This window comes from Methylobacterium sp. Leaf106 (assembly GCF_001422895.1).
Lineage (GTDB): Bacteria > Pseudomonadota > Alphaproteobacteria > Rhizobiales > Beijerinckiaceae > Methylobacterium > Methylobacterium bullatum.
On sequence record NZ_LMNB01000023.1, the window covers coordinates 150,094 to 163,516 of the forward strand.

Below are 13,423 nucleotides of genomic sequence, written 5' to 3' on the forward strand. Positions count from 1 at the left end.
AGGCGATGGGCCGTGAAGGCTCAGCGGCGGCCGTGCAGCAGCAGGGCGAGGCCGTAGCCGACGGCTCCCGCGATCACCAGGGCGATGAGGGGGTTTTCCTCGACGCGGCTCTCCACGGCGCGGGCGCCGTCGCGGACATAGGATCCGCCGCGATCGTAGGCCTCGCCGGCGTAATCCGAAACGTTGCCGGCGACATCGCGCAGGGTGTCCTTGGCCTGGCCGTAGACCTCCTGGGCGCGGCCTTCCGCCTCGCGGTAGCGGCCTTCCGCCGAATTGCGCGACGATCCTACGGCATCGCCGATGGCGCTCTGTGCGCGGCCGCCGAGGTCCTTGGCCGCTCCGACGACCCGATCCGTATCAACCATTGGTCTGCTCCTTCAGAATCGACAACGCGTCATCGGCGCTTCCAAGGCGGCGCCCGCATCCGATGGTCACAGAACGTGCGAACCGGCCAAGCGCACCATCGCACGACAACTTTCTTGAGCGAGCGGTTTACGGTGCGTGTCGCTCCCGGGCTTCGATGAGCAGCAGACGCCCCACCTCGGCCACCGCCCTGGGAAGGACCGCCAGGGGATCGCGCCGTTTTCGCGCGGGCGACGCGGATCGCCGCCATGCCGCCCGGACGGGTGGGATGTGGAGGAAAATGACCGGGCAGGGCTCGGCCAGCGCTTGGAAGTAGCTGGCATTGCAAAGGTAGCGGCCGGCATTCCGGGACGGGATCGCCGAAATCCCGTGCCGTTTCAGGCAGACCAAGGTGCGGGCCGCGATGGGGGCTTCGCGCTGCGCCGGTCCCTGACGGTCAAACCGCAGGGTGGTCGGAATCCGCCCCGATGCGTCGGGAAACAGCCGGCTTGCCCGGTTGAGGGCGCGAGCCTCGACGCGAACCCGTTTGGCGCGGCCGGCGACGCCGATCATCAGCACGGCGGCCGGGCTCTCGGCGAGGGCCGGCTTCAACGACTCGGAAAGAGCCGCATAGGCGGTGCGCAGGATCAGCGTGCGCACCGGGACCCCCGCGATGCCATGCCGGCCGAGATGCCCGACCTGCCGGGCGAGCGTCTCGCTCGGGTTGCGCGGCATGCCGGGGAAGGGGCCGAAGCCGGTGACGAGGAGATGCCTCCGCGTCACAGCCCGATCAGGGTCGCGATGGCCTCCGCGCCGGCGGCCGGGGAGGATTCGCCCCGCGCCACTCCGGCTTCCGCCTCCGCCGTCTGCTTGCGCACCTCGGGCGAGCCGACGAGGCGCTGGTGCAGGCGCTCGTGGACGAGGGCCCACATCCACTTCACGTCCTGCGCCCGGCGCTTCTTCGCGATCTCGCCGGTGGCGGTGAGCTTGTTGCGGTGGTCGACCACCTTGTCCCATAGCGCGTCGAGGCGCTTGTTGTTGAGCCCGGAGATCGTGACGACGGGGGGCGTCCAGCTCGAACTCGGTGCGCTGAGGATGTGGAGCGCGGCCCGGTATTCACCGGCCGCCGCATTGGCCCGTCGCTCGCCCTCGCCGTCGTCGGCCTTGTTCACCGCGATCATGTCGGCGAGTTCGAGGATGCCTTTCTTGATGCCTTGCAACTCGTCGCCGGCGCCGGGCAGCATCAGCACCAGGAAGAAGTCGGTGAGGTCGGCCACCGCCGTCTCCGACTGGCCGACGCCCACCGTCTCCACCAGGATGACGTCGAACCCCGCCGCCTCGCAGAGGAGCATGGTCTCGCGGGTCTTGGCAGCCACGCCCCCCAGCGTTCCCGAGGAGGGGGAGGGGCGGATGAAGGCGTTGGGATCGAGCGCCAGCTGCGCCATCCGGGTCTTGTCGCCGAGGATCGACCCGCCGGTGCGGCTGGAAGAGGGGTCCACCGCCAGCACCGCAACCTTGTGCCCGGCGGCGGTGAGGTTGGCGCCGAGATTGTCGATGGTGGTGGATTTGCCGACACCCGGCACCCCGGTGATGCCGACGCGGATCGCGGTGCCGGTCTGCGGCAGCACCGCATCGATGAGGTCGCGCGCCGCCGCCCGGTGATCGGCCCGTTTCGATTCGGCCAGGGTGATCGCCCGCGCCAGAGCCGCACGGTCGCCCGCGAGCAGCCGCTCGCGCAGGGAATCGAGATCGAGGGAAGGAGGAAGAGCCATGAACCCCTTCATGCCGGGCCGGCCCGGTTTCGTCGAGGGGGCGCGTGTCGTCGCACCGGGGTCCCTGGCACGGGAGTACCTGTAGCAACCGGGCCACGGACCGGGCTCTGCCCGCAATTCACATCGCCCCCCGCCACGCCCGCGCCCTGCCATGGTCACGATCGTCGCCGACAGGGTAGGACGAGAGAGCCGGGACCGAGCGCCGGGCCATCACGGGGCCGTCGACACGCCATGATCCGAAACCGCATGCCGGGAGCACCATCGCAGACCCGCCGCTCGCTCATCCGCGGCGCCGCCCTTCTGGGCGTCGCCGGCCTCACGCCGGGCCTCGCCGGCTGCGTCACCGACGGGCTCGTCACCGGGGGCACCGGCCCCGAGCGGCAATCGAACCTCGACGTCAGCCCGATCCTGCTGGTGGCGACCACCCGCAAGCCCGTGGGCAGCCCGCCCAAGAGCCCGTATTTCAGCTCCGAGCGCGGGCGCGGTCTGAGCTTTGCCGAAGTCCGTCTCTCGGCCCCCGATCGCTCGCTCATCGGCAAGGTCTCCTCCGTGGTCAGCGGGGACTGGGCGGTGACGGCGGTGCCGCAGGTCGAGACCGGACCTGGCGCGGCGGCGGCCTTCACCCAGGCCGCCTTCGGGCGAGACGTGCTGATCTACGTCCACGGCTACCGCGAGAGCTTCGCTTCCGCGGCGGTGAGTGCGGCGCGCCTGTCGGACGGCATCCGTTTCCGTGGCGCCTCGGCCCTGTTCACCTGGCCGTCCGCCGCCGCCACCTTCGATTACGGCTACGACCGCGAGAGCGCCCTATGGTCGCGCGATGCGTTCGAGGATCTCCTCAAGGCGCTGGCGGGCTCGCCCTCCGGCGGGCGCATCAACATCGTCGCCCATTCCATGGGGACGCTGCTGACCCTGGAGACCATCCGCATGCTGCGCGCCGAGGCCGGCGAGGCGGCGATGGCACGCATCGGCGCCATCGTCCTCGCCGCGCCCGACATCGACATCGACCTGTTCACCGGGGCGGTGGAGCGGATGGGGCCGGACGTGTCGAAGATCACCGTGATCTCGTCCACCAAGGACCGGGCGCTGGAACTCTCCGGTGCCATCGCGGGCGGCGTCGTGCGTGCGGGCGCAGCCGACCGCGAGCGCCTCGAGGCCCTCGGGGTCCGCGTGGCGGATGCCTCGGATTACGGCGGCGGCCTGATCAACCACGACCTGTTCCTGTCGAATCCTGAGGTCCAGGGCGTGGTCAAGCGCGCCATCGGCCGGGCGGCGGGCGGCGCCTGAACGTTGCACCGCAAGAAGACTCAGCTGGAGGACGTGGCTTGAGGTCTTGGCCTCGGCCCCGTTCGCCCCTACACGGGCGGCTGTCGGGCTGACGATTCCCACGCCGACGCGGCCGCCTCCCGGCGCGCCCAGAATGAGGATTGTGCGATGTTCACACTCGATATCGATGGCGTGGCCATCGCGGTCATCAACGGGACCGAGGAAACCGCTCGCGACCTGTTCACCTGCGACGGCTTCAAGGAAGACATCCAGGCGATGAAGAGCGACGGCAAGGTGCTGTGGAACGGCACCTCCGAGCTCAAGATCCGCCCCGCCACCGAGGACGAGATCGAGATCTTCGAGGATGCCCTCGCCGAGGACGATTCGGAGGAGGACGCCCCGTTCGAGCCCGACATGCGCCACGCCAAGAGCGCCGAAGAGCCCGACGAGGACGAGGATGAAGACGGCGAGGACGACGCCGACATCGTGTTCCTCGTAGATATCGACGAGGATGCCGGCCTCGATTCGTAAGGCCTGATCCCTCAGGACCATCTGCCACCGACCGCCTCGCCCGGACACGGGCGGGGCCTTGTATCGCGATCCCCTCTGCCAGCCGTTGACGGCGGCTCCTGCGAGCTATTCCTGAGCCTCTGGGGCATCCGCCGGGATAGGGCAAGGTCTTGAGAACACGGCATGGGCGCGATGCCTGCCACGAGTCTCGGCACAGAGCGAGGACCGCATGACTTTCCGCTTCGAACACCTTCATCTTCGCAGCCAGGACGCCGTGGCGGCCGCCGGTTTCTACGCGGAGACCTTCGGCGCCCGCGAGATCGCCCGCGAGGGTGCGCCGTCCGTGACGCGCGTCGTCCTCGACCTGTCGGGGCTCACCCTCTTCATCGAGCACGCGCCCGAGGCCGGCCCCGCCGCCAAGCCGCCGAACCGGGGCATCGAGCATATCGGCCTGGCCGTCGACGACCTAGAGAGTACGGTCGCCGATCTGAAGCGCCGCGGTGTCGCTTTCGTCATCGACATCACCGACGTCCGCCCCGGGCTTCGCACCGCGTTTCTCGACGGACCGGACGGAGTCCGGATCGAGCTGTTGCAGCGCGGTTGATCCGGTCAGTTCGCGGCCGGTCGCGCCGCCTTCTGCGGGATCAGGCCTGGCGGCACCGGGGCGTTGCCCGGAGCCTTCGCCGGAGCGGCGGGCGCCGCCTTCTTCGGTGTGATGGAGCCCGTCATGACCGCGTCCCGCATCGGCACCGCCGGCGAATCGATGCCGTAGATGTCGTCGCGGAAATGCGCGCGGCCGTCCGGGGTGGCGTAGCCGGTGAGATAGACGAAGGTGACCGGGATCTGTTTCGGCAGCTTGATATCGAGCCGCTCGTTGGTGGCGATATTGGCCTCGATTTCCATCGGTCCCCAGGTCGAGCCGGGGCCGCTCGGGCCGGGAGTGCCCTCCAGAAGCCAGCCCGCCAGCTCCTTCACCTGGGCCACCCGCACACAGCCATGCGAGTGGAAGCGCACCTCGCGGGCGAACAGCGATTTCGACGGCGTGTCGTGCATGTACACGGCTTGCTTGTTCGGCATGTCGATGCGGACCTGCCCCAGCGAGTTGTCGAGGCCGGAATCCTGGCGCAGCGTGTAGTTCGCGGCCTTCTCGCCGGCCCAGTCGATGGTCGTCGGATCGACCTCGACGCCGCCGGGGCCGAGGATGCGGATCCGCTCGCGGGCGAGATAGCCCGGGTCTTTCCGCATCTTGGGGATGATCTCCTTCTTGATGATGGAGACCGGCAGGGTCCAAGTCGGGTTGAGGTTCACGTCGGTGATGCGCGCCTCGATCCGCGGCGTCGCCTTGTCGGGCTTGCCGACCACGGCCACGTAGCGGCGCACCACGACGCCGTTCTCCACGGCCTCCACGGCGGCCGACGGGATGTTCACCACCACGTACCGGTCGCCATAGGGGAAGTTGGAGCCGATCTGCCGCGCGGCCGAGGCCGAGAGCTGGCGCTGGCGGGTCGCCGCCGGCACGTTGAGGGCGGTCACCGTCTGGCGGCCGACCATGCCGGTCTCGGGCAGTCCGTGGCGCGCCTGGAACGCCTTCACCGCCGAGACGAGGATGGGGTCGAGCACGTCGGAGCTCGGCACGCCGGCCGGCAGGTCGCCGGTGAGCACGAGGTGCTGGCGAAGTGCTGGAATGTTCGGGTCGCGGGCACCCGGCTTGATCGTCAGGTCGGCGGGCAGGGTCCCCCAGCCGCCGGCATCGACGATGGCCTGATAGCGCTCGGCCATGCGGAACGTGTCGAGGAAGGTCGAGGGCGCCAGGGTCGGGACGGGGTCGTCCGAGACCCGCGCCACCACGAGGGGGGGCAGTTCGCGGGATTTCTTCGGCGCCGCCGGTGCCGGCTCCGCGCCTTGCGCCAGCGGGGCCGCATTCGCCGGCGCCGCCTGGTCGGGCTTCGGGGCGGTGTCGGGTCTCGGGCCGGCCTCGGCCTTGGGAGCAGGCTTGGCGGCAGCCGGCGGCGCCTCCGGAAGAGCCGGAGCCGGTTCGGCCCCAGCGCCGGTCAGGCACAGCATCAGCGCCAGCGGCGACAGGCCGGCACTCAGGATCGACGGGAACACGACGCAACGCGACGACACAGGCAGCCCTCGTGAGCAGACAGAGCCGGATCATGCGGGCGGGATGGTTACCAAGTTCCTCCGCCTCCCTGCCGGGCGGCCCTGACAAAACGGGACACCCCGCCCTACCTCCCGGCCAACCCGAACCGCCAAGGAGGCCGTGCCATGATCCATCATCCCGCGATCCGGAAAGGCGGCACGGCCGTCGTGACGGGAGCCGCGAGCGGCATCGGGCTCGCCGCCGCCAGGCGGTTCGCCGCCTCCGGCATGAGGGTCCTCCTCGCCGACCTGCCCGGCGAGGCGCTGGAGACGGCGCGCGCGGAGATCGCGGCGACCGGCGCCGACGTGCTGGCCCGTCCCACCGATGTCGGCCGCCGCGAGGACATGGAGGCTCTGCGCCAGGCGGCGGGCGATGCGCCCGCCCTCGTCATGCTCAATGCCGGGATCGAGGCCGGCGGTCGCCTGTTCTCCGACGACGCGACCTGGCGGCGCATCCTCGACACCAACCTCTGGGGCGTCGTCAACGGTATCCAGGCCTTCGTTCCGGGGATGATCGAAGCGGGCGAGCCCGGCGCGGTCATCGTCACCGGCTCGAAACAGGGGATCACCACGCCGCCGGGCAACACGCCCTACAACGTCTCGAAAGCCGGGGTGAAGGTGGTCGCGGAGGCCCTCGCGCATGACTTGCGCGGGCGGGAGGGCGCGCCGGTCAGCGCCCACCTGCTGATCCCCGGCTTCGTCTTTACCGGCCTGACGAAGGCGCGCGGCGTGGCCGAGAAACCCGAGGGCGCCTGGACACCGGAGGAGACGGTGGAACTCATGATCGAGGCGATGGGCCGGGGCGACTTCTACATCCTCTGCCCCGACAACGAGACCACTCGCGAGCAGGACGAGCGCCGCATCGCCTGGGCGGCGGGGGACGTGATCGAGAACCGGCCCGCGCTCTCACGCTGGCATCCGGACTTTGCCGAGGCGTTCAAGGACTTTCTCGCTTCCCGATGAAGGGCGGTCCCCGGAGCCCGCCGGGGCGATGCGGCCGCCCCGTCACGACAGTTCCTTCAGGGCCAGGATGGAGGGGGCGAAGAAATACTCGCCGCCTTCCATCCGGACGAAGCTCCTGAGGTTGAAATCCGGCCTGTTCGCCTCCACCAGCGAGAACGGAGCCGCGCCCTTGAAGGGACGGTCGACAGAGGCCGATTGGCCGATGATCGGATCGATGCCGCTGGCCGGCTGGGAGAAGTCGTCCGCGTTGCACCAGCTCCGTTGGACGAACTCGAACTGGTCGTCGATCGAGGTGACGTAGCATTTGAACAGTAACCCGCGGGACAGCCGGACCTTGCTGTCTTCGTCGGGGGTGCCGGCGTTGTCGATCGCGCCCGAGACGCCGGACAATGCCTCGGCCTCGGTGACTTCCGGCCCGAAAGAGATGCCCCGGCGCATCATGCGGTGGCTCTGCGTGAACGCTTCGGCTCTGCCGATGGCCTTCTCGTCGGGTTCGAGTTCGTGCCGGACATCGTCGCGCGGATAGGCCTTGCGGATATGAGCGGCCCACGGGCAGACGACGCCCTCTCGATCCTCGCCGAATTCGAAATCATTGGCGCGCGGCGTGTTGTCCCCGACGCTGCGGTCGTCACCTCTCGGCGCGTTGATCATGGCCGCACCGCTCTTCCAGCGCCCCACCATCTGGGCGCCGAGGAGGTCGGGATCGGCCAGGTCCGCTCCAGCCGGGATCGCCGCGGAAGCCGTCTTCACCGAGGCGTTGAATTCCGGAACAAACTGGGCGAGGCGCCGAATGACAAGATAGGCCCCGTGGTTCATGAAAGGGATCGGCGGTTCGGCGACCGGGCCTTTCACCTCGAACCGCGGGGCGTTCGAATTTTGTCCGGGGAAGCCGAACACGAACTCGCCCGGCCACAGGAGATCTTGGCCCAGGGCGGCCTGATTATCCTTGCCGCCCTCGGCCGTCGGATGGAACGGGGTGTCGTGGCCGATCCGGCCCCGGAGGCCCGGTTGAGAGACGCCGTCCGCGTATCCGAAATGTTCGTGACCCACTACCGGCTCCGGTCGCACCTGACCGACCTCCTCATGGAGCAGGCTCCATCCGTTCTCGGCTGGCGGGACCAGCCTCAGGGACATGACGTCGACGACTTCGGCGTGCGAAGCGCCGGTGACGATGAAGACACCGTGGAGATCGGGGTCTGGATTCAGTGCCGTCCACTCGGACGACGGCGGGTCTTGCAGGATCGCCTGGCGACTCGCCATCCCCTCCCTGAAGGCATCCGCTCCGGTCATCGTCGCGGCATCCTCCACATCGAGCCTGTCCAGACCCGCGAAGGTGAAGGCGAGGTTCAGTCCGGGCGTCGGGACGAGCTGTGCGTTGATGAGCTTCTGGGCCGCGATTTTGGCCCGATCGTCTATGCAATCCTGCATGCTCGTGATGTGCAGGGACTTGAGGAATGCCTTGAACGCTGCCGGGTCGGTGATCGTGAAGAACATCAGGTGCTCGTGGCGCTTGGGCAAACCGGCGAGGATGTCGCCCTGGATGGCGTCGAGCGGGAACAACGGCTCGTCTGCGATATCGCGGGCCATGTGGTCGTCCCTCCGGAATGGTCACACGGACCCGTTCACGCGGGTCCCGTTGCGTGTTTGCAGGTTTAAAAAGTGGTTATCTACAGTTGCTGTGGCATAATATTTGAGCCGTATCCGGCATTTAATACAAGCTGATGGACTTTTGGAAATGAATTGATCTCTCGGCATCTGCGAGTCGCCGGGGATAGATCACGCTTCGGGATTCGTCCCGATCGGAAGTCCTGGCAGGATTTGCCACTGAAATGCTGTGTCTTCCGCTAACACGTCTATACTTCGCTCTGGTCGAAATCGAAAGGACGAATTGGTATGATGATAGATCGCGGGGTGACCCAAAGGTGTTACACTTGGAACCGGACCGTCACCGCTTGAGCACGACGGGGGGGCGGTCTGGCGATACGCTGGAGTGAAAGCTGCCGGCGGAAGGAGCGCGGTTTTCGACTGAAAATGTCGTCGCAGGACTGGTTCGTTCCCGTCCATGATTCCCGTGTGCGTAGACTCACTGGGCATCTCGCGCCGTCCCGGGTAATGCTCGGTTCCCGGCTTCGGCCGACCCGGCGGAGGGCGCTTCCGAGCAGGAGGCGGGCGCCAGGCGAGTGATGCAATTACCCGGCAGCCCTGCTGGCGGCGCTCTTGCTTGCAGGGTATGGCATCGCCACGATCGCGGGGCCGGATTGCCGGGGCCGCTGGGCCCAAGATCGGCCCGTTTCAACCGGCGCTGACAAACCCGGGAGTAGCCCTTTGGCCACCATCATCCCCGTCGCCTCCTTCGATTGCGTCGTGTTCGGCGCCACCGGCGATCTGACCACCCGCAAGCTGCTGCCGGCCCTGTATTACCGTTACAAGGACGGGCAGATTCCCGGCACCAGCCGCATCATCGGCGCGTCCCGCTCCGAGATGAGCGTCGAGGCGTTCCGCGAGCGGGCGCGCGACGCGCTCAAGCGCTTCGTCCCGGCCCGCGACCTCGACGAGGACAAGCTTGCCGCCTTCCTCGACCATCTCGACTACGTGGCGGTGGACGGGGCCGGCGACGACGGCTGGGAGGATCTCGCCGCCAAGCTCGCCGAACGGCCGGACCAGGTGCGGCCCTATTATCTCGCCACCTCGCCGGATCTCTACGGCTCGATCTGCCGTAACCTTTCGGCCCACGGGCTCATCGGTGAGAAGTCGCGGGTCGTGCTGGAGAAGCCCATCGGCAAGGATCTGAAATCGGCCCGCGCCATCAACGATGCGGTCGGCGAGGTCTTCCCCGAAGAGCAGATCTTCCGCATCGACCATTACCTCGGCAAGGAGACGGTGCAGAACCTGCTTGCCCTGCGCTTTGCCAACACCATCTTCGAGCGCCTGTGGACGGCGGACGTGATCGACCACGTCCAGATCACGGTGGGCGAGACGGTGGGGGTCGAGGGCCGTGCCGGTTACTACGACACGTCGGGGGCGCTCCGCGACATGGTGCAGAATCACCTGCTCCAGCTTCTCTGCCTGATGGCGATGGAAAGCCCGCTCACCCTCGACGCCAATTCGGTGCGGGACGAGAAGCTGAAGGTGCTGCGCGCCTTGAAGCCTATCACGCCCCACGACGTCCAGGCCGTCACAGTGCGCGGCCAGTATGCGGCGGGCGCCGTGGACGGCAAACCGGTTCAGGGCTACCGCGCCGATCTCGGCGGCGAGACGGAGAGCCGCACGGAGACCTTCGTCGCCCTCAAGCTCGAAGTTCAGTCCTGGCGCTGGGCCGGGGTGCCCTTCTACATCCGCACCGGGAAACGCCTGCCCCAGAAGCTCTCCGAGATCGTGGTGCAGTTCCGCGCCTCTCCCTTCTCGATCTTCCCGGCCGAATCCTTCGGGCGCGAGCCCAACCGCCTCGTCATCCGACTCCAGCCGGAGGAGGGGATCAAGCTCGAAGTGATGACCAAGGACCCGGGACCGGGCGGCATGCGCCTGCGGCCGACCAACCTCGACATCTCCTTCGAGGAGACGTTCAAGCAGCGCTATCCCGATGCCTACGAGCGCTTGCTGATGGACGTGGTGCGCGGCAACGCCACCCTGTTCATGCGCCGCGACGAGGTGGAGGTGGCCTGGGCCTGGGCCGATTCGCTGCTGAAGGCCTGGGCGGACCGGCCCGAGCCGCCCCGCGCCTATCCGGCCGGAAGCTGGGGCCCAACCGCCGCCATCGCCCTGATCGAGCGGGACGGACGGACCTGGCACGAGGAAATGCACTGATCGGCGGGGGGCGTCGTCTCAGGTGCTAAGTTATTTGTAAGACCGGAATAAAAACAACTAATCGGGCGCTCCCTCGACAGGCCGATGCCCGACGCCTAAACCTCGGGAGAGTATCCACCCTCCAACGACAAGACCTACGCCCCCATGGAAAAGCTGGACTCGGCGGTCGGGATCAATCGCCGCTACCTCCACGACGAAGTCGTGGACCGGATGCGGGATCTCATCCAGTCGGGGGAACTCGAGCCACGGGCGCGGGTGAACGAGAGCGAGCTCACCGAGCGGTTCGGCATCTCGCGCACGCCCCTGCGCGAGGCGATCAAGATCCTCGCCACGGAAGGGCTGCTCGAACTGCTGCCCAACCGCGGGGCGCGGGTGGCCAGCCTGTCCCAGGTCGAGATCGAGGAAATGATCGAGGTCATCGCCGGCCTCGAGGCGACCGCGGCCGATCTCGCCTGCCGCACCATCGGCGACGAGGAGGTCGCGGAGATCGAGCGGGCTCACCACGCCATGGTGAAGGCCTGGAAGGACGGCGAGGAGGCCACGTATTTCCGGCTCAATCGCACGATCCACGACGCGATCATGGCTGCGAGCCGCAATTCTGTGCTGGGCAGCATCTACGCCAGCCTGTCGGGCCGCATCCAGCGCTCGCGCTATGCCGTTCACCAGACCGCCGAGCAATGGAGCCGTGCCGTCTCCGAGCACGAACGGATGATCGAACTCCTCCACGCCCGGAACGGTCCTGCGCTGGCGACGCTCATGCGCGACCATATCCGCTCCAAGACCCCGGTCATCGCCGAGAACTTCGGCGCGGGGACCTGAAGGGCCGACCCGACGACGGGACCCGGACTCAGGCCCCCGATTTGGTTCGGGACGTCGACGGGCAGGGCCGTCTCAGGCCGCGCGGATCGTGGCCAGGAAGCGCCCCACTTCCGCGTTGAGATACTCCGATTCCCGGGAGAGTTCGGAGGCGGAGGCCAGCACCTGAGAGGCTGCGGCGCCCGTCTCCTCGGCGGCGCCCGCCACGCCCGCGATGTTGGTCGTCACCTCCCCGGTCCCCTCGGCGGCCTGGTTGATGTTGCGCACGATCTCCTGGGTCGCCGCCCCCTGCTCCTCCACTGCCGCCGCGATCGACGTGGCGACGGAACTGATCTCGCGGATGCGGGCGGTGATCGTTTCGATCGCCGTGACGGCTTGGCCGGTGGAGCCCTGGATCCGGCCGATCTGGCTGCCGATCTCGTCCGTGGCCCGCGCGGTCTGGTTGGCGAGTTCCTTCACCTCGGCCGCCACGACGGCAAAGCCCCGGCCCGCCTCGCCGGCACGGGCCGCCTCGATGGTGGCGTTGAGGGCGAGGAGGTTGGTTTGGCCAGCGATGGTGGCGATCATCGCGACGACGTCGCCGATCTTCGCCGCGGCGTCGCTCAGATCCCTCATCTGCGCGCCCGTCCGCGTCGCATCCTCCACCGCCTGGTGCGCCAGATTGGTGGAGCCGTCCACTTGACGGCCGATCTCCATGACGGACGAACCGAGTTCCTCCGCCGCTGCCGCCACCATGGTGACGTTGGTGCCCGCCTGTTCGGCCGCCGCCGCTACGGCGACGGATTGGTGCGCCGTCTCCGTGGCGGTGCCGGACATGCCCTGGGAGGTCGAACGCAATTGCGTCGCCGCCGCCGAGACCCGGGTCAGGATATCGCCGACCGCATTCTCGAAACCGTCGGCCAAGGCCAGGGCGGCGGACCTGCGCTGGGCTTCCGCCCCGGCACGGGCCAGGGTGGCCTCACTCTCCAGGGCACGGGTACGGACCAGATTGTCCCGGAAGGTGTCCAGGGTCGCGGCCATGGCGCCGATCTCGTCCCGCCGTCCGGTGCCGGAGATGGTGACCTCGGTATCGCCGGAGGCCAGACGGCGCATGGCGGCCGTCACCCGCTCGATGGGACGCGACACCCCGAAGAAGGCGAAGGCCATGGCGGCCAGCGCCATGACGACGGCCGCGACCAGCATGATCTGCGTGGTGAAGACCGCCTGCGCCTGTTCCTCGCGCGCGGCCGCGCTGGCTGCCGCTCCGGCCCGGCCGTTGAATTCGACGAGCCTGCGTCCGGCCGCGGTCGCGGCGAGGTACTCGGCGTTCATCGGACCACGAAAACGCTCGGTGATCGCCGCGCGCTGGGAGGGATCGATCTTGCTCAGGCCATTCCAGCCGTCGAGCATGATCTGCCACTTCGCACCGAACTCATCGAACAGCGCCTGCTCCTCGGGCGAACCGATGAGGGGACGATAGGCGTTCCTGTTCTTCTCGACGCTCTGGATCATCTCGCCGGCATTCTTGACGCTCAGGGCACGCTCGGCCTCGTCCTCCGCCATGAGGTAGCGGAACTGCCAGAGGCGGGTGCGCATCACCAGCGCGTTCAGAGCGTGGGCCGCATCGACCGAGGGCAGCGCATTCGAGGCCAGCAACTCGATCCGGCCACCGATGGCATCGAGCTTCCGCAGAGCAACCACGCCCTGCACCGTGGTAATGATGGCGAGCGCGGTGAACAGGCCGATGAGCGTCGTCTTGATGGAGAGGCGCATGAAACGATCCGGGGAACGAGCGAATTTATGCAAAATCGCCGTAACCATGATGGCTA

12 protein-coding genes are annotated in these 13,423 nt (G+C 68.2%); 6 read left to right on the forward strand and 6 right to left on the reverse strand.

Annotated elements, in window-relative coordinates; all coding sequences use genetic code 11:
• Nucleotides 1-20: 20 nt before the first annotated feature.
• From ASF34_RS12480 to meaB, 3 genes are all read right to left on the reverse strand, one after another.
• Nucleotides 21-365 (reverse strand): CsbD family protein, encoded by a 345-nt coding sequence (locus tag ASF34_RS12480; protein WP_018045362.1) that lies wholly within the window; start codon nucleotides 363-365, stop codon nucleotides 21-23.
• A gap of 127 nt (nucleotides 366-492) precedes the next feature.
• On the reverse strand, nucleotides 493-1,125 hold the full coding sequence (locus tag ASF34_RS12485; protein WP_056161418.1) for a pyroglutamyl-peptidase I family protein: 633 nt from the start codon (nucleotides 1,123-1,125) through the stop codon (nucleotides 493-495).
• Entirely contained in the window at nucleotides 1,122-2,126 is a 1,005-nt protein-coding gene (meaB, locus tag ASF34_RS12490) for a methylmalonyl Co-A mutase-associated GTPase MeaB (RefSeq protein WP_018045360.1), read from the reverse strand. The genes ASF34_RS12485 and meaB overlap by 4 nt, the downstream gene beginning before the upstream one ends.
• Before the next feature lie 234 nt (nucleotides 2,127-2,360).
• Between meaB and ASF34_RS12495 the strand changes: the two genes are divergently transcribed.
• The 3 genes from ASF34_RS12495 (at nucleotide 2,361) to ASF34_RS12505 (ending at nucleotide 4,491) form a co-directional block, all read left to right on the forward strand.
• Nucleotides 2,361-3,398 carry an alpha/beta hydrolase gene (locus ASF34_RS12495; RefSeq protein ID WP_026176202.1) on the forward strand — a complete coding sequence of 346 codons (1,038 nt, stop codon included), beginning with the start codon at nucleotides 2,361-2,363 and terminating at the stop codon, nucleotides 3,396-3,398.
• 147 nt (nucleotides 3,399-3,545) lie between these two features.
• Nucleotides 3,546-3,908, forward strand: coding sequence for a hypothetical protein (locus tag ASF34_RS12500; RefSeq protein WP_018045358.1), 363 nt, complete (start codon nucleotides 3,546-3,548; stop codon nucleotides 3,906-3,908).
• A gap of 208 nt (nucleotides 3,909-4,116) precedes the next feature.
• Nucleotides 4,117-4,491: a VOC family protein gene (locus ASF34_RS12505; RefSeq protein ID WP_018045357.1), complete on the forward strand. Its 375-nt coding sequence runs from the start codon at nucleotides 4,117-4,119 to the stop codon at nucleotides 4,489-4,491.
• A 5-nt stretch (nucleotides 4,492-4,496) separates the two neighbouring features.
• On the opposite strand, the gene ASF34_RS12510 is transcribed toward ASF34_RS12505, so the two are convergent.
• Entirely contained in the window at nucleotides 4,497-6,014 is a 1,518-nt protein-coding gene (locus tag ASF34_RS12510) for a L,D-transpeptidase family protein (protein WP_056161420.1), read from the reverse strand.
• A 144-nt stretch (nucleotides 6,015-6,158) separates the two neighbouring features.
• On the opposite strand from ASF34_RS12510, the gene ASF34_RS12515 reads away from it, so the two are divergent.
• Nucleotides 6,159-6,995, forward strand: a complete 837-nt coding sequence (locus ASF34_RS12515) for an SDR family NAD(P)-dependent oxidoreductase (protein WP_056161422.1) — start codon at nucleotides 6,159-6,161, stop codon at nucleotides 6,993-6,995.
• A gap of 42 nt (nucleotides 6,996-7,037) precedes the next feature.
• Here ASF34_RS12515 and ASF34_RS12520 read toward each other — a convergent pair whose 3' ends face one another.
• A complete protein-coding gene (locus tag ASF34_RS12520; RefSeq protein WP_056161425.1) occupies nucleotides 7,038-8,582 on the reverse strand; it encodes a Dyp-type peroxidase in 1,545 nt (514 codons plus the stop codon).
• Between the two features lie 738 nt (nucleotides 8,583-9,320).
• On the opposite strand from ASF34_RS12520, the gene zwf reads away from it, so the two are divergent.
• Together zwf and ASF34_RS12530 are read left to right on the forward strand one after the other, a co-directional pair.
• Nucleotides 9,321-10,799 carry a glucose-6-phosphate dehydrogenase gene (zwf, locus tag ASF34_RS12525; protein ID WP_056161427.1) on the forward strand — a complete coding sequence of 493 codons (1,479 nt, stop codon included), beginning with the start codon at nucleotides 9,321-9,323 and terminating at the stop codon, nucleotides 10,797-10,799.
• Nucleotides 10,800-10,943: 144 nt separating this feature from the next.
• Nucleotides 10,944-11,618 carry a GntR family transcriptional regulator gene (locus tag ASF34_RS12530; RefSeq protein ID WP_018045352.1) on the forward strand — a complete coding sequence of 225 codons (675 nt, stop codon included), beginning with the start codon at nucleotides 10,944-10,946 and terminating at the stop codon, nucleotides 11,616-11,618.
• Between the two features lie 72 nt (nucleotides 11,619-11,690).
• On the opposite strand, the gene ASF34_RS12535 is transcribed toward ASF34_RS12530, so the two are convergent.
• The gene (locus ASF34_RS12535; RefSeq protein ID WP_056161429.1) at nucleotides 11,691-13,367 is read right to left on the reverse strand and encodes a methyl-accepting chemotaxis protein; all 1,677 of its coding nucleotides are present in this window, start codon (nucleotides 13,365-13,367) and stop codon (nucleotides 11,691-11,693) included.
• Between the last annotated feature and the right edge of the window lie 56 nt (nucleotides 13,368-13,423).